This window comes from Luteimonas cucumeris, assembly GCF_007830035.1.
In the GTDB taxonomy this organism is placed as follows: domain Bacteria; phylum Pseudomonadota; class Gammaproteobacteria; order Xanthomonadales; family Xanthomonadaceae; genus Luteimonas_C; species Luteimonas_C cucumeris.
In genome coordinates this window covers 618,292-639,280 of record NZ_VLKN01000001.1, presented here as the reverse complement: position 1 = coordinate 639,280, position 20,989 = coordinate 618,292, and the positions used below count along the sequence as shown (strand labels likewise).

Below are 20,989 nucleotides of genomic sequence, written 5' to 3'. Positions count from 1 at the left end.
GCACCCGATGAAAGGCAAGCGGTTGGGACCACATCGGCGTACCTGGCGCGTAGGACTGGTCAGTCTGCTGCTGCCGCTGGCACTGGTTTCCGCAGCGCAGACACCGCTGCGCTGGGAGGGACCGCAACCAGCCGCCGCGACGCCGGCTACCCTCGCCCCTACTCAAAACGAGCAGCCACTGGCGCCGGCCACGCCGGTTTCGCGACGCTCTGCGCAGCCGCTGGCGTCGGGTTTCGATGTGCGCCAGTTCGAGGCCATCGCCCAGGAACTGGTCGCCGACCAGCGCATTCCCGGCCTGGCGCTGGCGATCGTCCAGGACGGCCGCGTGCTGTCCGCGCGTGGCTACGGCGTCACCGATGTGTCGGCGGCCGAGCCGGTCGACGCGCACACGGTATTCCGGCTGGCATCGCTGTCCAAATCCTTCGCCGGCACCATCACCGGCATGCTGGTGTCCGAAGGCGCGTTGCGCTGGGACAGCAAGCTCACCGACTACATGCCGGACTTCCGGCTGGCGAGTCCGGGCGCGGCGCAGCAGTTGAATGTCGCCGACCTGCTCAGCCACCGCGTCGGCCTGACCCATAACGCCTACGACCGCGATATCGAACGCAACGCCGAGTACCGCGACCTGGTGCGGAAGCTCGCCGAAGCGCCGATGAAATGCATGCCCGGCGATTGTTACGCCTACCAGAACGTCGCCTTCAGCATGATCGGCGACATCGTTTTCGCCGCCACCGGCCAGTTCTACAGCGAAACCGTGCAGCGCCGCATCTTCAAGCCGCTCGGCATGAACGATGCCAGTTATGGCCTTGAGGGCATCGAAGCCAGTGCACGCTGGGCGCGGCCGCATGTGCGCGCCCGCGGTGGCTGGGTGTCGCTGATGCCCAAGCCGACCTACTACCGGATGCCGCCGGCCGCTGGCGTCAACGCCAGCATCAGCGACATGGCGCAGTGGCTGATCGCGCAGTCCGGGCACCGCCCGGACGTGCTGCCGGCACCGCTGCTGGCGACGCTGCACGCGCCACTGATCGAAACGCCGGGCGAGATCCGCGGGTCGTCATGGCGTCGCGAACGCGTAGACTCGGCCAGCTATGCGCTGGGCTGGCGCGTCTACGATTACGCCGGCCATGAAGTGGTGTTCCATGCCGGCGCGGTGCAGGGCTACCGCGGCATGATGGCGCTGCTGCCCGACCGCGACCTGGGCATCGCCATCCTCTGGAACAGCGAAAGTTCGCTGCCGTCGGGCCTGCTGCCGACCATCCTCGACCGTGCCATCGGCCTGCCGATGGTGGCGTGGGTGGACACGCCAGCAGCATCGCAGCGCGCGGCGGAGACGATGATGGCCGGCACTCCGGCCACTACCGCGGGCATGGATGCGACGACGTCGGAAGCGTCGCCGAAATAACATTCTGTAGAGCGGCGCTTGCTCCGCTGCTCTTTCCTTGAAGCCGTCATCCCTGTGCCAAGCGCGGGAAGCACCGCGTTGCGACGCTGCTTGCTTGTTGGCGCTATGCCTCGCGACATGTGCACTGGCTCGGGGACCCTCAAGACTTAGCACCTTTGCTCGGATGGTGTCGGTCGGAGCTGAAGCGCCGAAGCTTCCGCCCGCTGCGCGTGCGGGTCACTTTCTCTTGATGGGGCCAAGAGAAAGTAACCACTGCGCTGCAGGCGCGAACGGCGCAGCCGGCCCGAAGGGCGAAGGGCGTAGCCCTGAGTAAAGAGAAGGCCCTTCCCCGACAAGGCTCCCCGTTGCAGTTGCTCGTCCTCGTCGATTTTCCGACTCGCCATCCATGGCTCGGTCGGAAAACGGCGCACATCCATGTGCGCCGCCCTTCGGGTCCATGACGTTGCACGGATCACTGGTGTTCGCGCCAATAGCAATGCATTGGCTAACCCGCCTCTGTGCTCGCATTTTTAACCTGCCTTGCAGGCATTCCAACCGAGCGGAAAGAGAAAAGCAGTGGCCGGCTTCGTCCTGTCGAACCCCCGGCCATAAAAAAACTCCCCCCCGCCTGGGCGCGGAGGAGAGTCTTGATTACGGCTAATCGGGTTTTTCTTGTTTTTAGATCATCGGTGCCGGCATGGCCGGCATGGTCGCAGGAGCGGCCTTCTTCGCGCGGCGGGCCGGCTTCTTCTTGGCCTTCTTCGCAGCCTTCTTGGCAGTCTTCTTCGCAGTCTTCTTCTTGGCAGCCTTCTTGACGGCCTTCTTGGCAACCTTCTTCTTGGCTACCTTGCGGACGGCCTTCTTGGCGACCTTCTTCTTGGCTGCCTTGCGGACGGCCTTCTTTGCAGCCTTCTTGGCTACCTTCCTTTTCACGGCCTTACGGACGGCCTTCTTGGCGACCTTCTTCTTGGCTGCCTTGCGGACGGCCTTCTTGGCCGGCTTGCGCGCAGCCTTCTTGGCTACCTTGCGGGTTGCCTTCTTGGCGGTGGTTTTCTTCGCGGTTTTCTTGGCCGCCTTCTTGGCGGGGCGTTTCTTAGCAGCTTTCTTAACAGCCATGGGATGGCTCCTCGTCAGTGGACTATCGGATACAACTGCCCAGGTTCAGCAACATCGCGGGAGTCGGACCCGCGACCAACCGCCGCTGCGCCAGGCGCAGCGGGACGGATACAGATGGAATCCGCGCGGACAGCTGCGGACTCCTGCGGATACATCCGCGTGATGCAAGAACACCCGCGGCGCGGGGGCGGCGCGGGTGTCGTGATCCGGTGCATTGCGTTTTTGCGAGGGAGACGAAGCCTGAGTCCACCGTATAGAACGTCCGGGCGGAGCACTGTGTTTTGCTTCGTGCTTTCGGTTTGATTCGGCTCACTCGCTTCGGCAGGCAATGTCTGCTGGGCGAAACCTAATCACGCTTTTTTCCACTGTCAACACCCTGCAGCAATTATTTTTGCGCCCCGTGGCGCCCGGCTGGGGCACACGCGATCCCGATCCGGCGCTGCTCGATCGCGTTCGCGGAAGCGCCAAGCTGTCGCGCGCATTACGCTCGTAACAAAAATGCTTTGTTTTAAGCATTCTGCTTTGCGCTTTGCGTTGCGATGACCGATGCCGTCGGATTCGGCGCCATGTTCCGCGCATGCTTCGCATGCTGCCCGCGCCGGCCCGATGAGGCCGAAAAAAATATTCACGAACGGTTCGTTTTTGCGTCCCGCGCAACTCGATTTGCGCCAATTTGCGCAAACTTTTTACCGGGCGAACATGCCCGTGCGGCATGGTCGGAAAATAAAAAACCCGCAGCGTCGTCGCTGCGGGTCGGATGGAATGCGTGGATCTGGAAGCAGGCAACCGCCGCGATCCGCGTCGGTCTCCAAGGCGTGAACGATCAGTGAGCGTCCTCTTCCAGCAGCTCGGCGTAGTCGTCCGGAGCGAGCAGTTCGTTGAGTTGCTCGGGCTCTTCGGCTTCGACGACGAAGATCCAGCCGTCGCCGTAGGCGTCTTCATTGATGGTCTCGGGCTTGTCCGACAATGCGGCGTTGACCTCGACGACCTTGCCGGTCACCGGCGGGTAGACGTCGGATGCGGCCTTGACCGACTCGACCACGGCGCAGGCAGTACCGACTTCCACGCGGTCGCCGACGTTGGGCAACTCGACATAGACCAGGTCGCCGAGCAGGCCCTGGGCATGGTCGGAGATGCCGACCGTGATCTTGCCGTCGCCTTCGACGCGGGCCCACTCGTGGGATTTCAGGAATTTCAGGTCGCCGGGGATCTCGCTCATCGATGGCTCCGTGGTGCAATTGACCGCAATGGTTACGGTAGGGCGGGAGGGTGGAGGCGTAGTTTAAGCGAAGGAATCGGCGGTGGTCAGTCGGCGATGAAGGGCGCGCGCCTGCTGACGATGGCGTCGTGCAGCAGCCCGATCCTGTCCTGACCCCAGAACGCTTCACCCCGGTGTACGTAACCGGGCAGACCAGGCAGATCGGCGGCAATGGCCGCCTCGGTGTTGGCGAGATAAAGCGCTTCGGCAGCGTCGCCATCGGCCTGCACCAGGATGGCTTCGGCATCGTGTCCCGCGCCATGCAGCAATGCCGCCACGGTGGCGCGATCGGCGATGTCGCGATCCTCCACCCACACCGCACGGAATCCGGACGCGACATAGCTGGAAGCATCGATCCCGGCCTCCGCCAGCACGATCGCCGCGCGATCGGCCAACGACGGATCCACCGGAAAATAGCGCGGCTGCAGGTTCAGCGGCAGGCCGCGATGTTCGCGCCAGCGCTGCAGCTCGAGCCGCCGGTAACGTTGCCGCGCCGGCGCACGCTGGCCAAGCGGCAGGCCGCCGTTGGCCGCGAACAGGTCGAAGATGCGCACTGGTCGATACGACAGCGACACGCCAGTGTCGCGCGCCATCTCCAGCAGGGCCGCATGCCCAAGATAGGCATACGGCGACAACAGGCTGAAGTAGTAGTCGACGCTGTTCATGTCGTGGCTATACGTGTGGCGCCTCGCCCGCGTCCGTCAGATGCCTTCCTTCGGCTTGCCGTCGCGCACGAACGGGAACTGGACCACTCGCACCGGCACCTCGCGGCCGCGGATATCGACGCGCACGTCGGCCGGCTCGCCCGCGGGCACGCGGGCGAATGCGATCGCCTTGCCCAGCGTCGGCGAGAACGTGCCGGACAGGATTTCGCCATCGCCGTTGGCGGTCAGCACCTTCTGGCCATGGCGCAGCACGCCCTTGTCGTCCATCACCACGCCGATCATCTGCCGCGGCGCGCCTTCGGCCTTCTGTTTTTCGAGCACGGCGCGACCGATGAAGTCGCGCGGCTTCTGCTCTGCATCCGCATCGAGCGCCACCGTCCAGGCCAGCGCCGCTTCGTACGGCGACACGGTATCGTCCATGTCCTGACCATACAGGTTCATGCCGGCTTCCAGGCGCAGCGTGTCGCGTGCCCCAAGCCCCGCCGGTTTCACGCCCGCGGCGAGCAGCGCATTCCACAACGCGACGGCCTGGTCCTGCGGCACGATGATCTCGAAGCCGTCCTCGCCGGTGTAGCCGGTGCGGGCGATGAACAACGGCACGCCATCACTGGTGACGGCTTCGGTGGCGACGAACTTGCCGATCTTGCCAGCCGCGGCCGCAGTGTCGGCGGACAACAGGCCGATCACGCGTTCGCGCGCCGTCGGCCCCTGCACCGCGATCATCGCCAGCTCCGGGCGCTCGCCGACTTCGACCGCGTACGGCGCCGCCTGCTGCGTGATCCATGCCAGATCCTTGTCGCGGGTGGCGGCGTTGACCACCAGGCGGAAGTAGTCCTCGGCCAGGTAATAGATGATGAGGTCGTCGATCACGCCGCCCTGCGCGTTGAGCATGCAGGTGTACAGCGCCTTGCCCGGCTTCTGCAGCTTGTCCACCGAGTTGGCGACCAGGTGGCGCAGGAACTCGCGGGTGCGCGCGCCGCGCAGGTCGACCACGGTCATGTGGCTGACGTCGAACATGCCGGCATCGCGCCGCACCAGGTGGTGTTCCTCGACCTGCGAACCGTAGTGCAACGGCATGTCCCAGCCGCCGAAGTCGACCATCTTGGCGCCGAGTGCGCGGTGGGCATCGTTGAGGACGGTCTTCTGGGTCATGGGAGCGGCTCTCGGGTAAAGAGCGCCATTATCCCAGACGACGCCAGCCGACGTCCGCGCGGGCTTTCCGGCGGTGGCGCTGTGCGATGACGCAGTCACTTCATCAAGGGCAGCACCGAACGCGGTGGCGCGCTGAAGGTCACTTCCGCATCCTGCCAGTCCGGGTTCCAGGGCAGTTCGAGGCGGTTGTCGATCCCCTCGGAACTGCCGCTGCCGGACGAACGGAAACGCTTGACCGAACCATCGGGGAAGGTCAGCACCACCTCCTGCTGCGGGCCGGAAGGAAACATGATGCCCAAGGCATAAGGTTCGGGCGCCAGGAAACTGAGCAGGCCCGCCGCCTGCTCGATGCCACGCTCCATGACCTGCAGCGATTCGGTCAGCCGCGAGTAGTGCATCCGCGTGCCCGGCGGCGTGCGCGCCTTGTAGCCGTACGACAGCGTCATCGATCCCTTGGGCTGGTTGATGCGTATCGTTGCGCGGTTGTCGACCCAGTCCTGCCGGATCGGCAGGTGCACCTTGCCGTCGGGATCGACCTGCAGCGGCACGGCCTTGCCCGCGGCCACGACTTCAACGCGCAGGTTGGGCGGCAACGCAGGACGGCCATCGGCCCGTTTGATCGAATAGGAAGTGGTGAATACCCGGTCGGTATCGACCTTTTCCAATACCAGCTGCATGCGGGCGACCTCCTTGTAGGGAATCTCCCGCCACTCGTCGCCATGCGCGATGCCGCATGCCAGCAACAGCGGCACCAGCCATCCCTGCGCATGCCTCATGTCGCTTCCTCCGCTATGCGCTCAACCCGCTTCCTGCACCTTCAAGGTCATGCCGTCGGCAGCGACCACACGCACCGGCGTACCGGTGGGCAGGTCAGGCCCGGTCACGTCCCAGTACGCGTCGGCGATCTGCACGCGGCCGCGGCCCTGCACGATGCCCTGCTCCAGCGGCACCACGCGCCCGACCAGCTGTTCGGCACGACGATTGAGTGCTGGTTGATCGCTGCGCGGTTCGTGCTTGCGGAACTTCGTCCGGTAGACCTGGATCGCGACGAAGCTGAGCACGATGAATGCCGCGACCTGCGCCAGCAGCGGAATGCCCGGCACCACCAGCACGGCCAGGAACACCGCGACCGCGGCGAAGCCCAGCCACAACATGAACGCGCCCGGCGCCACCGTTTCGGCCGCGAACAACAGCAGGGCCAGCGCCGCCCAGGCGACTACGTCCCAGCGCATGGCTCAGCCTCCCGCACGCGGCGGCGGCACAGGCGCCGCGGCCGGCAGGCGTGGCCGGTCCAGCGCTTCGCGCGCCAGTTCGGCGATGCCGCCGAGCGAGCCGATCACGCCGGCCGACTCCATCGGCATCATCACGAACTTCTGGTTCGGGGCCTCGGCCAGCGCCTTGAACGCCTCGATGTATTTCTGCGCGACGAAGTAGTTGATCGCCTGCACGTTGCCGCCGGCGATGGCCTCGGACACCATCTGCGTCGCCTTGGCCTCGGCCTCGGCCTGGCGCTCGCGTGCCTCGGCGTCGCGGAACGCGGCCTCGCGGTTGCCTTCGGCCTCGAGGATGGTCGACTGCTTCTCGCCCTCGGCCTTGAGGATCGCCGCCTGGCGGAAACCCTCGGCCTCGAGGATGTTGGCGCGCTTCTCGCGCTCGGCCTTCATCTGCCGCGCCATCGCCTCCACCAGGTCGCGCGGCGGCGCGATGTCCTTGAGCTCGATGCGGTTGACCTTGATGCCCCACGGATGCGTGGCCTGGTCGACGGCCATCAGCACCTTGGCGTTGATCTCGTCACGCTTGGACAGCGACTCGTCCAGGTCCATCGAGCCGATCGACGTACGGATGTTGGTCATCACCAGGTTGAGCGTGGCGATTTCCAGTTGTGCGACCTCATAGGCGGCCTTGGCCGCGTCCAGCACCTGGAAGAACACGATGCCGTCGACCTTGACCACGGCGTTGTCCTTGGTGATCACGTCCTGCGACGGCACTTCCAGCACTTGTTCCATCATGTTGATCTTGCGGCCGACGCCATACATGATCGGGACCAGGAAATGCAGGCCCGGCGTCATGGTGTGGGTGTATTTCCCGAAACGCTCGACGGTCCACTCATAACCCTGCGGCACGACGCGCACGGTCTTGAACAGGACGACCACGCCTGCGAACAGCAGGACGATGGCAAGCAGCAATGATCCGCCCATGATGATCCCCTCCCTAGTTGACGATCCCAGTATAGGGCTTGCCCGCGACCGGCCGGAGCGCTGCGACGGTTTGCCGCGCCCCTGCATCTAGGAGGAGGAATGCCGCCCGAATCGATACGCCCGTCCAGCTTCGCGATCGATGTGCCCGACGCCTTGCTGGCGCGGGCCCGAGCCGGCGATCGGGTCGCATTCGAGCAGTTGTACCGCTGGTTCGAGCGGCCGGTGTTCACCCTGGCGCTGCGGATCGGCGGCGACCGCGACGAGGCCGCCGAAGTGCTGCAGGAGACGATGTTGAAAGTGATCGACCGGATTGGCGATTTTCGCGGCAGCAGCCCGTTCTGGGGCTGGCTGCGGCAGATCGCCGTCAACGAGGCGCTGATGCGGCTGCGCCGCGGACGCAAGCTTGCCCACGAGATTCCCGAAGATGCCGCCGGCGAACTGGCCGAGGACCACGCGCCATTGCCACCGGCCGCCGCCGATGCCGCGCTGCTGCAGCGCACGCTGGCCCTGCTGCCGGTCGCGACCCGCAGCGTGCTGTGGCTGTACCACGCCGAAGGTTATACGCACGAAGAAATCGCCCAGCTGATGCAACGCACGCCGAGCTTCTCCAAATCGCAGCTGGCGCGCGGCACACGTCGCCTGCGCGCCCTGCTGCAGATCGAGTCTTCCACCATCGAGGGCCGGATCCATGCCTGACTTCTCTCCGCAACACGGCCGTCCACCCGCCAGCTGGCACGACGCGTTCGCTGCATTGCCGCTCGAAAACGCACCGGACGATGGCTGGTCGCGGGTGGCGGCGCGGCTGCAGCCGCACCGCCGCAGGCGTCAATGGCTGACGCCGCTTGCGATCGCCGCCGCGCTGATGCTCGCCATCGCCCTGCCCTGGCGGCTGCACACTCCCGACAGTTCACCGGCTACGGACGCGGCCGACGCGCCTGTCGTTGCAGCGACCACCACGCAAGCCGAAACGACCTCGCTGGCGCAACTGCATGCCGAATCGGCGCGACTTGAATCGCTGCTGCAGTTCGCACGCGACGATCGCGTTTCCAGCGCCACCGCCGCGGCGATGGTCGGGGAAATGGACGCCCGTATCGCCGCCATCGATACCGCGCTGATGCAGCCCGGACTGTCGCCGGAACGGCAGCTGTGGCTGTGGCGCAACCGGGTCGACGCCTTGCGCTCGCTTACCGGTTTCGAAAGCACGCGCCGCTGGCTGGCTGCCAATGGCGAGCGTTACGACGGTGCACTGGCGCGCGTCGACTGACCAACCACTTTTCCTCGAGGCATCCATGACTGCTTTCACCACCAGAACCACCCTGCTCGCCGCCGCGCTCGGCCTGCTGCTGACGGGCACGGCCGCCGCGCAGACACCGGCCAAACGCGACGCCGCCGCGGAGAAGGAACTCGCGGCAGCACAGGCCGAGCTGAATCGTGCCGCGAAGCGGGTCGCCGAGCTGTCCATGAAGGCGGGCAAGGAGCGCATGCAGCAGGCACGGGTCGAGAGGATCATTGACCGCAGGCCCGTTGTCGGCGTGCTGCTGGCACCAGACGCGCAGGCCGGCGTGCGCATCGCTGGTGTCACCCCCGACAGCGCCGCGGCCAAGGCAGGCCTGAAATCCGGCGACCGCCTGGTCAGCGTCAACAGCGCACGCATCCTCGGCGACACCGGCGAACTGCGCCTGCGCAATGCGCGCAAGCTGCTCGGCGGGCTCGAGGAAAACAGCAGCGCGAAACTCGGCTACGAACGCGATGGACGCGGCACGGTGGTCAGCGTGACGCCGCGCGCCGGCGACCGCGTCGTCATGCTGCCAGACTTCGATGGCGCCGAAATCGGCCGAGTCATCACTTTGTCTGACCTCGGCGACATCGAGACGGAATATTTCGCCGGACTGAAGGATCTGGCGGTGGACCTGGCGCCGGAAATCGAGCGGGAAATCGTCCGCCTCGGCAGCATCGACCCGTGCAAGGGCGATCGCTGCAAGGCACCGATGCTGCTGTCGGCGTTCCGCTGGAACGGCCTGAACCTGGCCTCGGTCGATCCGCAACTGGGCCGCTATTTCGGCACCGACAAGGGCGTGCTGGTGCTCTCCGCCGGCGAACTGGACGGCCTGCAGGCAGGCGACGTGATCCAGAAGATCGACGGCAGGACGGTGAACAATCCACGCGAGGCCATGGACGCGCTACGCGACAAGCCGGCAGACGCGACGGTCGCGATGACCTACCTGCGCGACAGAAAACCGGGCAGCACGCGGATCAAGGTGCCCAGGCTGATGGCGTTTCCGCCGCTGCCGCCGGCTCCGCCCGCACCGCCGCGAGCACCGAAACCGCCGACGCCGCCCAAGCCGCCGACCGGCGCCCTAAGCGCGCCTCCGACACCACCGGCACCGCCCGCACCACCACCAGCGCCCGCCAAGCCGTCGTTCGCAGGCAACGCCGACGCAGTCACCTACATGCTCGTCGACAAGGATGGCCACACCCATACGTACTCATGGCGCGATCAGGCGGAACTGGACGCCGCCGGAGCGGTCAAAACCGGCACACGTTGAATCGTGGAAGAAGCCCCCTGCCCGGACGACGACGTCCGGGCTTTTTTTTACTTGTTCGTGTAGCCGAGCATGGCCGCAGGCCGCGCCCGGTGCGCTGCGCTTACCCGGGCTACGCACAGGCGATCAGCGCGCGGCGACGGTATCGGCTTTCGCAGGCTCGACCCACTTGGCAAACACTTCGTCGATCTGCTTGTCCGCGACCTGCTTGCCCTGCTGCAGCGACTCGGCCTGCTCGAACAGCGGGATGATCATCGCCATGCCGTCGATCTTGGTCTTCAGGTGCACGCCCGGCGGCTTCGACAGGAACGCATCCCAGCGGGTGCGCACCTTGGCCCAGTAGTCGCCGGTGGCCTTCCAGTAATCGTAGGCCGGCTCGAAATCGACATCGCCGGTCTTCTGGTAGTCGTTGAAACCGAACTCGCGTGCCAGTTCCACCTGCGAGCCATCAGGCTTGCGCAGCACCTTGGTGTTGAACTGCTCGTGGGTCCAGCCACCGGGCGTCAGCGTGTGGCGGTTGATCGCCGATACCGCGTTGTAGTCGCTACGCTTGGTGTACTCGCGCCGCGGCAGCGGACGCCAGCTCAGGTCGCTGGTCCAGTTGGCGACGCCGTTGTCGTGGGTCCAGCGGCCGGTGCCGCAGTAACGCGGCGCGTCGCTGACCTCGTACACGCACTGCGTCCAGGCGCCGCGCGTCGTTCCGGCGGGAATCGCGCGCACCTGCCAGGTCTGGTCGGCACTGAACTCGAACCGGCTCGGCGCCTCGTAGGTCCAGTCCTGGCGCCAGTGCTTGGTGACGTGGCCACTCTTGCCATCGACCAGGATGTGCTGCAGCACGACCTTGGTCGGCGTGTCCTGCACCACGATCACCGTCTCGTTGCCGCCACTGCGCTGCGCGGAAGCGCGCTCGTAACCAGGCTGCAGCAGCACGGTCTCGTCGAACGCGAAGTCGACGATGTATTCGCCCTGCATCGCCAGGATGGACTGGCGATCGCGTTCCGGGTTGGACTGGCCGTCGGCGGCCATGGCCAGCGGTGACGACAGCACCAGCATCGTCAGCAGTGCGCCGCTCGCGAGTTGGATCTTCATGCCGCGTTCTCTCAAGTCAAATGGATCAAGGTATTGCCCGCTGGACAGCCGAGCGTCGATGGGCTGGCAGGACATCCGCACGGGCAGCATATCGCTGCACGTACGGGCTACCAACTCGCGGTGAAGCTCAAGGACAGGCTGCGCCCCGGACTGCTGTAGCGGTCGAGCACGGCGGTGCCGCCCACCGCGATCCCGTTCGGCAGGTCGCCGCTTTCCCAGTACTTGCGATCGCCGAGGTTGAAGACGCCGGCGTTGATCCTCGCGCCCGGTGCGAAATTCCAGTGCGCCATCAGGTCGAGCACGCCAAAACCGGGCGTCGCATACAGGCCGAGCTGCTCCATGTCGCGCTTGCGTTGCGCGAAGCGGCCGGCGAGTTCAGCGCCCCAGCGGTCACGGTCGTAGGCCAGGCCAAGCGATGCGGTCAGCGGATCGACCGACTGCAACGGCAGGTCTTCGGTTTCGTTGCGGCCACGCGACCAGGTGGCGGCACCGCGCAGCGACCATGCCGTCCATCGCGGATCGAGACGACCGAAGTCGACGCCGGCCTTCAGTTCCGCGCCGCGGATGTTGGCGTCAGCGACGTTCCGCGACTGGAACACCTGCAGCCCCTCGTCATTGATGCCGACGAACTGGAAGGACTCGATCAGGTCGCGGTAGCGATTGTAATAACCGGACAGGCTGGCATAGGTGGCATCGCCGGTGAAGCGCACGCCGGCTTCATAGCCGTCGCTGGTTTCGGGCTTGAGGTCGGGATTGGCGATCGCGGTGTAGCCGAACATCAGGTTGGTGAAACCGATGTTGACGTCGTTGTAGGGCGGCGCGCGGAAACCGCGCGAGTAGCCGCCGAACAGCGACCATTCCGGCGCGAAATGCCAGACGGCGCCGAGCTTTGGCGACACATTGGTATCGGTCACCTCGACAACGGCCACGCCGGGATTGTCGGCGGCGAAGATCGCATCCACTTCCGGCTGCAGCTCGTAGCGGTCGATGCGCACGCCCGGCACCAGGCGGAAGCCGCCTTCGGAAAAGCTGATCTCGTCCTGCAGGTACAAGGCGGCATTGGTGGTGCGGCTGTTGGGGAAATCGCGCACCGGGAACACGTCCGGCAACATCGCGTTGGAGGTACGTCCGGTATCGAGATTGGTGACCATGCCGTCGCGCTTCTGTTGCGTCTGCGTGCGCGACACATCCAGCCCGTAGCTGATGTCGTGGCGTACGTTGCCGGCGGACAGGGACTTGAAGAAATTCGCCTGCACGCCGTACTGGCGCTGGTCGAAATTGAAGCTGCGGTCGCGCTGCTCGTTCACCTGCGCCGCGGTGCGGCGGACTTCGCGGGTGTCCTGCGTAGTCTCGCTGTCCTGGCGATACACCTGCCAGTCGAAGCTGTCGGCGAAACCTGCAGAGAGCGCATCCACCTCATGGCCCAGGCTGATGCGCGCGCGTGTCTGCTGGTCGCTGCCGGTAACGGAGAGATTGGTCGCGCGCGTCAACGACTGGAAGCCGAGGGAAGAAAGCACGTCGGTGTCGGTGTTGTCCTCGTTGCCCTCCACTGTCAGCTTGAAGCGCTGGTTGGCGCTGGGCGCATACACCAGCTTGCCCAGTACGCTGCGGCCATCGATTTCCTGCGGATTGGGCCGGGTGCGGCTGGCATCGCGGGCATCGTCGTCGCCCTGGTTGCGCATTTCCTGGCCCTGGCGATGGTTGACCGTCACCAGTCCCGACCAGCGCTCGCCGCCGAAGGCGCCGGTGGCGCCGGCCGACAGGCCGCTCCAGTCGCTTTCGGCGCCAAGCTTGAAACCGAAGTAGGCATCCTTGCCCGCGTCCAGGTAATCGGACGGATCCTTGGTCACAAACGAGACAACGCCACCCAGCGCATCGGAGCCGTACAGCGAACTGGTCGGGCCGCGCACGATCTCGACCCGCTTCAGCGTGTCCATGTCGACGAAGTTGCGGTTGGCATTGGAGAAACTGCCGATCGTGAAGGCATCCGACACTGCGATGCCATCGGTCTGGATGCGCACACGATTGCCACCCAGACCACGGATGCGGATGTCACCGAGGCCGAAGCGGCCGACGCCGGCGGTCACCGACACGCCCGGCTCGTAGCGCAGCAGGTCGCGCAGGTCGTTCACCATCGTGTCGTCCATGCGCTGGCGATCGATCACGTCGACGGTGTTCGGCACGTCGGATGTCGCCCGCGCGGTGCGCGTGGCCGTGACCACGACCGGATCGAGCTCGATGGCAGCACCATCACTTTCGTTCGCGGCCATGGGGCCGGTGGAAGTCGTCTGGGCGGAACCGGCACCCGGCAAGGCCAGTGCCAGGGCAAGGGAAAGCAATGAAGGACGCATGGTGTCTCGCGATGAAGGGTTGACGAGCTGGCGTCCGGAAGTGCCGGTGGCTGGCTGGCGTGCGTGCGCCGGCCAGTGACGGCCGGCGCACGCACACGCGGCGGAGTTATTTGGTGAGGATCAGCTTGTCGTTGCGCGTGTGGCGCAACCGGTAGCACTCGCTGCCGTGGCGGATCAGTATTTCGCGCTGCCCCTGCAGCAGGCAGTCGCTGTCGATTTCCCCGGCCGCGGGCAACGGCGTGGCAACGATGCTTCCCTGCGGCGTCTGTACGACGCGGAACGGCGGCGAACTGAGCGTGGGCATGAGCGTGATCCCTGGCAGCGTCAGGATCAAATGCTAATGATTCTCATTTGTATGTCAAGCCCCAACTGCAGATCAGCTGCTTGTCGCTTCGATCCGCCTCCACACCGCCTCGTCGAAACGCTCGGCCAGTTCCAGCGCTTCCAGGTTCTGCAACAACTGCCCGACGTGGCTGGCGCCGAGGATCACCGACGACACATGTGGATTGCGCAGGCACCAGGCGATCGCCAGCGGCGCCGGCGCGACCCCCAGCGATTTGGCGAGCGCTGAAAACCTGCGGGCGCGTTCGAGTCGACGCTCGCTTTCGGTGCCGACGATCGTGCGCCGCAGGTGCGGACCAAGCGCGCCGAAGCGCCCATCCTCGGCGATGCCGTCGTTGTAGCGACCGGTCAGCAGGCCCGACGCCAATGGCGACCAGGTCGTGGCGCCAAGACCCAGTTCGGCATATAGCGGCGCGTATTCGAGTTCGACGCGCTCCCGATGCAGCAGGTTGTATTGCGGCTGTTCCATCGTCGGCGCGTGGAGGTGATGCGCGCGCGCGATCCTGTGCGCCTCACGGATCTGTGCGGCCGGCCATTCGGACGTGCCCCAGTACAAGGCCTTGCCCTGGCGTATCAGCACGTCCATTGCCCACACCGTTTCCTCGATCGGCGTGTCCGGGTCCGGGCGATGGCAGAAATACAGGTCCAGATGGTCCACGCGCAGGCGCCTGAGCGCGGCATGGCAGGCCTCGGTGACATGCTTGCGCGACAGGCCCTGCTGCGTCGGCCGCGGATCGGCTGCCGATCCGAACATCACCTTGCTGGACACGCAATAGCCATCGCGTGGCAGTCGCAGGTCGGCGATGACATCGCCCATCACCTTCTCGGCCTCGCCATTCGCATAACCCTCGGCGTTGTCGAAGAAGTTGATGCCGTGATCCCAGGCCGCAGCGATCAGTTCGCGCGCCGTGCTGCGTCCGACCTGGGCGCCGAAGGTCAGCCAGGCGCCGAACGACAATGCCGAAAGCTGCAGGCCGGACGAACCGAGGCGACGGTATTGCATGGCGTACTCCCGTAGATGCTGAACGAATGCTACTGCTTCCGCATCGTCGAGCGGATCCAGCGCCGCCCGACAACGCGTGATGGCACGAAACGTCTCTCATTTCCGCACGCGTCCACGGTGTTCCGCTAGAATGCGCGCACTTTCCTCCTCCGGGGAGTAGCCCACCCGCCGTTTTCATGCGGGGACGCGCGTCAACACACTTGGCCGGCCGGCCATGGCGCGCGATGTGATGCCGGCGCTTCGCGCCGCTGAAGCGGGCAAGACCGAAGGCAGGCGCAACGCGCACCCAGGCCGGGCCGCGTGGCGTCGGCCTTCGCGTTTCGCGATCGCCCGGCCCGGAGCATCGATGCAATCCCTGCTGGTCTCGACCGGAACGGTCGCTCTCGCCGAGATCGGCGACAAGACGCAACTGCTCGCGCTGCTGCTGGCGGCGCGTTACCGCAAACCGGCGCCGATCGTGCTCGGCATCCTGGCCGCCACCCTGCTCAATCACGCACTGGCGGCGTGGTTCGGCGTGGCGATATCGCAATGGCTGTCGCCACAGGTGTTGCGCTGGGTGGTGGTGGCGAGCTTCGTGATGGTGGCGGTGTGGACACTGAAGCCGGACCAGCTCGACGACGACGCTGGCCAGTTGCCGGCGCGCGGCGCGTTCATCGCCACCTGCGTGGCGTTCTTCGTCGCCGAGATCGGCGACAAGACCCAGGTGGCGACCGTGCTGCTGGCAACGAAGTACGAACCGTTGTGGCAGGTGATCGTCGGCACCACGCTGGGCATGCTGATCGCCAACGTCCCGGTGGTGGTGCTCGGCAGCCGGTTCGCCGATCGCCTGCCGCTGCGCGCGGCGCGGGTCGTGGCCGCGCTGGTGTTTCTGGCCCTGGCCGGCTGGGTGGCCTGGCACGACCCGGGCAGCTGAGCTCGCGCTATCCTGCGTTCGCGGCGCCCGGCCGCAGGGGGTGTGGATGCGCGAGGCTGGCTTGAAACTCGTCGAGTTCGTCAAGACGCTGCTCGCGCGTCCCGACGCCATCATGCTCGAGGTCGGGGCGGGCGGCGAACTGCTGGTGGCGCGCCTGCGCGCGGTGCTTTCGATGCTGATCCTGGTCATGCCGCTGGTCGGCATGCTGGTCGGCAGCCCGATCGACGAAGCGCTGATCGGGCTGGCCGCGTCGATATTCGTGATCATCGTCTCGCAGGTCTGGCTGCTGCTGGCGCGAAGCCGCCAGCGTTATCCCTGGTTGCCCTACGTCACCAGCACCTACGACATCACCATGACCACTCTGGTGCTGGCGCTGCTGTCGATGAGCGAACTGCCAGCCGGCGTCAACAGCATGGTGGTGTGGGGCTTCTATTCGATCGGCATCGTCATGACCGCGCTGCGCAACGATGGTCGGCTGGTGCTGTACGTGGGCGTGCTGGCGATCGTGCAGTACGTCTCGCTGGTGTGGGCGGTACTGGCCGCGGCGCAGAGCCCGGAACACCTGCTGTCGGTGGAGTACGGCGCGGTGACGATGGCCAACCAGATCCAGCGGGTGATGCTGCTGGCGCTGATGACGATCATCGTCGCGACCGTGGTCTACCGCATGCAGCGGCTGGTGGAGATGTCCGGCACCGATGGCCTGACCCAGTTGCCGAACCGTACCTGGCTGCTGCACCGCATGCCGCGCCTGTTCGACGCCGCGCGCCACGACGGCGCCACGCTGACCCTGGCGCTGATCAACATCGACTACTTCAAGCGTATCAACGACGAGATCGGGCACCTGGCTGGCGATCGTGCGCTGCGCCATGTCGTGGCCGTGCTGTCCGGCCTGATCGGAACGGACGAATGGCTGATCCGCCTGGGCGGCGAGGAATTCGTGCTGGTGCTGCGCAAGCCGATCGGCAGCGCCTGGGAGCGCGTCGACAACCTGCGCCGCGCGGTCGCCGAATCGCATTTCATCGCCGAGCGCGGCGCCGAACCGCAGCGGATCACTTTCAGCGCCGGGCTGGCTGGCTTCCCCAACGATGGCGGCGATACCTCGATGCTGCTCAAGCGCGCCGACCTGCGCCTGCAGCAGGCCAAGCGCGAAGGCCGCAATCGGGTGGTCGCGCGCGACGAGTGAGCGCCTCGCGCCCCCGCACCGGCACAGGCCGGTCGCGCATGCGGCGGTTGCCCCATGCGGCAGCGTACTCTAGGCTGCGCGCACGCGAACGCAGGCCGGGGAATACTGAATGGAAGGATTGGCGCGGGTCGGTTTCGGCCTGTTCGGACTCGCGGTGCTGGTCGGCATCGCCTGGCTGTTTTCCAGCCACCGGAAACAGGTCGACTGGCGGCTGGTGCTGACCGGCGTCGCCCTGCAGATCGTGTTCGCCGCATTCGTGCTGCTGACCAGCTGGGGCGAACGCATCTTCGACGGCTTGTCGAAAGGCTTCGTCGCGATCCTCGGCTTCACCAACGTCGGCTCATCGCTGATCTTCGGCGGCCTGGCCGATCCCAGCCAGTTCGGCTTCGTGTTCGCGTTCCAGGTGTTGCCGACGATCATCTTCTTCGCCTCGCTGATGGGCGTGCTGTACCACCTCGGCGTGATGCAGTGGATCGTGCGCGGCATGGCCTGGGCGATCACCAAGGTCATGCGCGTGTCCGGCGCCGAGACCACCAGCGTCTGCGCCAGCATCTTCATCGGCCAGACCGAAGCACCGCTGACCATCCGCCCCTACATCTCGCGGATGACGCAGTCGGAACTGCTGACCATCATGATCGGCGGCATGGCGCACATCGCCGGCGGCGTACTGGCGGCCTATGTGCAGATGCTCGGTGGCGGCGATCCGGCGCAGCAGGCGTTCTACGCCAAGCACCTGCTGACCGCGTCGATCATGGCCGCGCCGGCGACGCTGGTGATCGCCAAGGTGCTGGTACCGGAAACGCAGGAGCCGCTGACCCGCGGCACCGTGAAGATGGAAGTGGAGCGCACCACCGCCAACGTGATCGATGGCGCTGCCGCCGGCGCCGCGGACGGCCTGAAGCTGGCGCTCAATGTCGGCGCGATGCTGCTGGCGTTCACCGCGTTGATCGCGTTGCTGAACTGGCCGCTGGAAGCCTTCGGCCAGTGGACCGGCCTCACCGATCGCATCGGCCAGCCGTTCAACCTGTCGCTGCTGCTGGGCTACGCGATGGCGCCGATCGCCTGGGTGATCGGCACGCCGCTGGAGGATGCCGTGACGGTCGGCGGCCTGATCGGGCAGAAGATCGTGCTCAACGAATTCATCGCCTACCAGCAGCTGTCGCAGATCATCCAGGGCAATGTCGACGGCGTGGTGCTGACCGAACAGGGCAAGCTGATCGCCACCTACGCGCTGTGCGGCTTCGCCAATTTCAGTTCGATCGCGATCCAGATCGGCGGCATCGGCGGGCTCGCGCCGGAACGGCGCCATGACCTTGCCAAGTTCGGCCTGCGCGCGGTGCTGGGTGGATCGATCGCCACCTTCATGACCGCGACCATCGCCGGCGTGCTGACCTGGATCGGCTCGTGACGTGAGCCGGGGGATCGGCCAGGTGGTCGTGGTCGGCTCGTTGAATGTCGACCATGTCTGGACCGCGGCGTCGCTGCCACATGCCGGCCAGACGCTCAGTGGCGAATACACCACCAGCCTGGGTGGCAAAGGCTTCAACCAGGCGGTGGCCGCACGCCGCGCCGGCGCCGCGAGCACCTTCATCTGCGCTCTGGGCGATGATGCAGGCGGCCAGCTGGCACGCGAATCCGCTATCACGGACGGCATCGATCTTCGCGCACAACGCAGCCTTCGGCCCACTGGCACCGCCGGCATACATGTCGATCGGGAAGGCCGAAACTGCATCGTCATCGGTGCCGGTGCCAATGCCGATCTGTCGGCATCCTTCGTCGACGGGCAGCGCGCCGCCATAGCCGCCGCCGATATCCTGCTGGCGCAACTGGAATCCCCGGCGGAAACCATACTGGCCGCGCTGCGCCACGCACGCCATGCGGCGACGACCACGCTGCTGAATCCGGCACCGGCCGATGCGGTGGTGGACGCGGAACTGCTGGCGGCCACCGACATCCTCACTCCGAACGAAACCGAATTCTCCGCGCTGCTTGCATGCCATCTCGGTCAGCGAATCCACGGCGACGCGATCGCCACACTGGATCCTGAAACACTGCATGGCCTTTGCCGTGGACTGCTGCCGGCAGGAAGCATGATCGTCACGCTCGGCGCCAACGGATGCTTCGTCTCGCATGCGTCGAGCCAGCTGCACGGCGATGACCACGGCTACTACCGGGTCGCTGCCAATCAGGTCGATGCAATCGACACCACGGGTGCCGGCGACGCCTTCAACGGCGCGTTGGCCGCTTCGCGGGCAGGCCGGCGCGAAGCCGAATTTTCCACCCACGTCCGCTTCGCCTCGCGTTATGCTGCGTTGTCCACCGAATCGCGCGGCGCAGCGATGTCGATGCCTGCCCTGCAGGACGTGCTCGACCGTTTCAACGATTGATTCCAGCGGCAACCAATCGCGCCAGCTGCCGCGCAGGACGCTATTGCCCTCACAGCACTCCCATCTGCGTGAGCGCCCCGAGAATGATCTGTATCGACAGTGCGACCGTCATGATGCCGATGATGACGCCGAGGATCTGCAGCGGGATCGGCCCGATCGTCCGCATGATCGGACGCGCGAAATACATCGCCACCAGGTTGAGCAGCATCACCGCCAGCAGCAGCGCGCAGACTTCCATCGTCCGCAGGTGGCTCCAGCTGTTGGCCAGCAGCACGATCACCGCCGCCAGGCCATAAGGCGTCACCACCATCGGCACGGCCAATGAAAAGGCCTTGGGCTTGCCGTCCGTTTCGGCAGGAGCCGGTGGATGGGCGTGGTACTGGCCGAGCACCGACTGCATCGACACGAACAGGAACACCAGGCCACCCGCCATCAGCAGGGCCGGCCGCGATATGTGCCAGTTGTCCATCAGCAGGCGACCGATGAAACCGCCCGCCAGGGTGGTCACCAACGCGATCAGGAAGACCTGCAGCGACAACTTGCGCGCCTCCGGCTCCGGGATTTGTGAGGTGGCCTGCAGGAACAAGGCCGGCACCTTGAGTGGTGGTCCCAGCGTGACGAACAGCAGCAGGAATACCTCGGCCAGGGTCAATGCCGTACTGCTCGGCAGCGCGGGTACGGAAAGCATTGCGGTCATCATTTCGACACCTCTCAGGGAGTCAGGGCGGATGGTGCAGATGGTGATGTGCAGCAACGATGCATCGTCGAACCAGATCCACTTGCAGCACCCTGCTGGAAATATCGGGATACCGGCAGGCTGGCGGTCGGGCGGACTGCAATCAAGCCCACCGCGCTAGCTTCCAGGGGGCCGTTCGATGGATTCCTTGCGCACCCAGGGCCCGCGCCCTTCCACTTCCAGCACCAGGCTCCAGCTGAGGAAGGTACGGATCACCACCAGCAAGCCCAACAGGGCCACGCTCTGCAGCGTGCCGTCCAGGGCTACGGTCCGGATGATGTCGGCAGCGACCAGGATTTCCAGCCCCACCAGCAAGGCACGTCCGACACGGCGCCGGTACAGTTCGTAGTTGCCCTGCGGGTCCGCGCGCTGGCGCATCAACTCGACCACGTAATGGACGGTGGCCACCGAGATGCTGGCCACGATGAGTGTCACTGCCAGCAATTCGATGCCGAGCGCGGCCAGTTCGACGAGCTGCAGAGGGCCCGTCATTGCAGAAACGGATCGAACGGACCCGGCAATGACGTCGCAAACCCGTGCGACCGGGGCGTCGGTACGGCTTGCATGTCTGCCCCCAGATATACACGCGATGACCCAAGCGTCCAGAGTTGCCGTCAAAGACGTGTGAACGGGAGGCGATGCCCGAGAAGACCGCATCCGATTGCAACCGTT

The 20,989-nt window shown here is 65.8% G+C and carries 22 protein-coding genes; 9 read left to right on the top strand and 13 right to left on the bottom strand.

The features are described 5' to 3' along the window. Positions 1 to 7: 7 nt before the first annotated feature. Positions 8 to 1,402 carry a serine hydrolase domain-containing protein gene (locus IP90_RS02910; RefSeq protein ID WP_144898101.1) on the top strand — a complete coding sequence of 465 codons (1,395 nt, stop codon included), beginning with the start codon at positions 8 to 10 and terminating at the stop codon, positions 1,400 to 1,402. 657 nt (positions 1,403 to 2,059) lie between these two features. On the opposite strand, the gene IP90_RS02905 is transcribed toward IP90_RS02910, so the two are convergent. Continuing rightward, on the bottom strand, positions 2,060 to 2,497 hold the full coding sequence (locus tag IP90_RS02905; RefSeq protein ID WP_144898100.1) for a hypothetical protein: 438 nt from the start codon (positions 2,495 to 2,497) through the stop codon (positions 2,060 to 2,062). A 539-nt stretch (positions 2,498 to 3,036) separates the two neighbouring features. On the opposite strand from IP90_RS02905, the gene IP90_RS02900 reads away from it, so the two are divergent. Beyond that, on the top strand, positions 3,037 to 3,327 hold the full coding sequence (locus IP90_RS02900) for a hypothetical protein (RefSeq protein ID WP_144898099.1): 291 nt from the start codon (positions 3,037 to 3,039) through the stop codon (positions 3,325 to 3,327). Here the strand turns inward: IP90_RS02900 and gcvH are convergent. The 6 genes from gcvH to IP90_RS02870 all read right to left on the bottom strand — a co-directional run bounded on the left by gcvH (position 3,321) and on the right by IP90_RS02870 (position 7,770). Next, positions 3,321 to 3,716: a glycine cleavage system protein GcvH gene (gcvH, locus tag IP90_RS02895; protein ID WP_144898098.1), complete on the bottom strand. Its 396-nt coding sequence runs from the start codon at positions 3,714 to 3,716 to the stop codon at positions 3,321 to 3,323. The two genes, IP90_RS02900 and gcvH, sit on opposite strands and share 7 nt — an antisense overlap. A gap of 86 nt (positions 3,717 to 3,802) precedes the next feature. Next, entirely contained in the window at positions 3,803 to 4,420 is a 618-nt protein-coding gene (locus tag IP90_RS02890; RefSeq protein ID WP_144898097.1) for a 2-hydroxychromene-2-carboxylate isomerase, read from the bottom strand. Positions 4,421 to 4,456: 36 nt separating this feature from the next. Further along, positions 4,457 to 5,572 (bottom strand): glycine cleavage system aminomethyltransferase GcvT, encoded by a 1,116-nt coding sequence (gcvT, locus tag IP90_RS02885; RefSeq protein ID WP_144898096.1) that lies wholly within the window; start codon positions 5,570 to 5,572, stop codon positions 4,457 to 4,459. Positions 5,573 to 5,667: 95 nt separating this feature from the next. Beyond that, positions 5,668 to 6,348: a DUF2987 domain-containing protein gene (locus IP90_RS02880; protein ID WP_144898095.1), complete on the bottom strand. Its 681-nt coding sequence runs from the start codon at positions 6,346 to 6,348 to the stop codon at positions 5,668 to 5,670. Positions 6,349 to 6,369: 21 nt separating this feature from the next. Further along, positions 6,370 to 6,804, bottom strand: coding sequence for an NfeD family protein (locus tag IP90_RS02875; RefSeq protein ID WP_144898094.1), 435 nt, complete (start codon positions 6,802 to 6,804; stop codon positions 6,370 to 6,372). Positions 6,805 to 6,807: 3 nt separating this feature from the next. After that, a complete protein-coding gene (locus IP90_RS02870; protein WP_144898093.1) occupies positions 6,808 to 7,770 on the bottom strand; it encodes an SPFH domain-containing protein in 963 nt (320 codons plus the stop codon). Between the two features lie 99 nt (positions 7,771 to 7,869). Between IP90_RS02870 and IP90_RS02865 the strand changes: the two genes are divergently transcribed. From IP90_RS02865 to IP90_RS02855, 3 genes are read left to right on the top strand one after another with little or no spacing between them, the layout of a single operon-like run. After that, on the top strand, positions 7,870 to 8,466 hold the full coding sequence (locus IP90_RS02865) for an RNA polymerase sigma factor (protein WP_144898092.1): 597 nt from the start codon (positions 7,870 to 7,872) through the stop codon (positions 8,464 to 8,466). After that, the gene (locus IP90_RS02860; protein WP_144898091.1) at positions 8,459 to 9,034 is read left to right on the top strand and encodes a hypothetical protein; all 576 of its coding nucleotides are present in this window, start codon (positions 8,459 to 8,461) and stop codon (positions 9,032 to 9,034) included. Before IP90_RS02865 ends, IP90_RS02860 begins: the two co-directional genes overlap by 8 nt. 25 nt (positions 9,035 to 9,059) lie before the next feature. After that, the gene (locus IP90_RS02855) at positions 9,060 to 10,316 is read left to right on the top strand and encodes a PDZ domain-containing protein (protein WP_158635254.1); all 1,257 of its coding nucleotides are present in this window, start codon (positions 9,060 to 9,062) and stop codon (positions 10,314 to 10,316) included. 123 nt (positions 10,317 to 10,439) lie between these two features. On the opposite strand, the gene IP90_RS02850 is transcribed toward IP90_RS02855, so the two are convergent. From IP90_RS02850 to IP90_RS02835, 4 genes are all read right to left on the bottom strand, one after another. Further along, positions 10,440 to 11,366, bottom strand: coding sequence for a DUF6607 family protein (locus IP90_RS02850; protein ID WP_425477056.1), 927 nt, complete (start codon positions 11,364 to 11,366; stop codon positions 10,440 to 10,442). A gap of 143 nt (positions 11,367 to 11,509) precedes the next feature. After that, positions 11,510 to 13,753, bottom strand: coding sequence for a TonB-dependent hemoglobin/transferrin/lactoferrin family receptor (locus tag IP90_RS02845; protein WP_144898088.1), 2,244 nt, complete (start codon positions 13,751 to 13,753; stop codon positions 11,510 to 11,512). Between the two features lie 106 nt (positions 13,754 to 13,859). Next, positions 13,860 to 14,057, bottom strand: coding sequence for a hemin uptake protein HemP (gene hemP / locus IP90_RS02840; protein ID WP_144898087.1), 198 nt, complete (start codon positions 14,055 to 14,057; stop codon positions 13,860 to 13,862). A gap of 72 nt (positions 14,058 to 14,129) precedes the next feature. Continuing rightward, on the bottom strand, positions 14,130 to 15,098 hold the full coding sequence (locus tag IP90_RS02835; RefSeq protein WP_144898086.1) for a potassium channel beta subunit family protein: 969 nt from the start codon (positions 15,096 to 15,098) through the stop codon (positions 14,130 to 14,132). Between the two features lie 346 nt (positions 15,099 to 15,444). On the opposite strand from IP90_RS02835, the gene IP90_RS02830 reads away from it, so the two are divergent. From IP90_RS02830 to IP90_RS02815, 4 genes are all read left to right on the top strand, one after another. Beyond that, positions 15,445 to 16,011 (top strand): TMEM165/GDT1 family protein, encoded by a 567-nt coding sequence (locus IP90_RS02830; RefSeq protein WP_144898085.1) that lies wholly within the window; start codon positions 15,445 to 15,447, stop codon positions 16,009 to 16,011. Between the two features lie 46 nt (positions 16,012 to 16,057). Further along, positions 16,058 to 17,194, top strand: coding sequence for a GGDEF domain-containing protein (locus tag IP90_RS02825; protein ID WP_144898084.1), 1,137 nt, complete (start codon positions 16,058 to 16,060; stop codon positions 17,192 to 17,194). Positions 17,195 to 17,303: 109 nt separating this feature from the next. Further along, positions 17,304 to 18,602 (top strand): NupC/NupG family nucleoside CNT transporter, encoded by a 1,299-nt coding sequence (locus tag IP90_RS02820; protein WP_144898083.1) that lies wholly within the window; start codon positions 17,304 to 17,306, stop codon positions 18,600 to 18,602. A gap of 13 nt (positions 18,603 to 18,615) precedes the next feature. Then, positions 18,616 to 19,581: a ribokinase gene (locus IP90_RS02815; protein ID WP_144898175.1), complete on the top strand. Its 966-nt coding sequence runs from the start codon at positions 18,616 to 18,618 to the stop codon at positions 19,579 to 19,581. A gap of 49 nt (positions 19,582 to 19,630) precedes the next feature. Here the strand turns inward: IP90_RS02815 and IP90_RS02810 are convergent, their stop codons facing one another. Together IP90_RS02810 and IP90_RS02805 are read right to left on the bottom strand one after the other, a co-directional pair. Then, a complete protein-coding gene (locus IP90_RS02810; RefSeq protein ID WP_158635253.1) occupies positions 19,631 to 20,269 on the bottom strand; it encodes a MarC family protein in 639 nt (212 codons plus the stop codon). Between the two features lie 165 nt (positions 20,270 to 20,434). After that, positions 20,435 to 20,809: a DUF1622 domain-containing protein gene (locus IP90_RS02805; RefSeq protein ID WP_144898081.1), complete on the bottom strand. Its 375-nt coding sequence runs from the start codon at positions 20,807 to 20,809 to the stop codon at positions 20,435 to 20,437. Between the last annotated feature and the right edge of the window lie 180 nt (positions 20,810 to 20,989).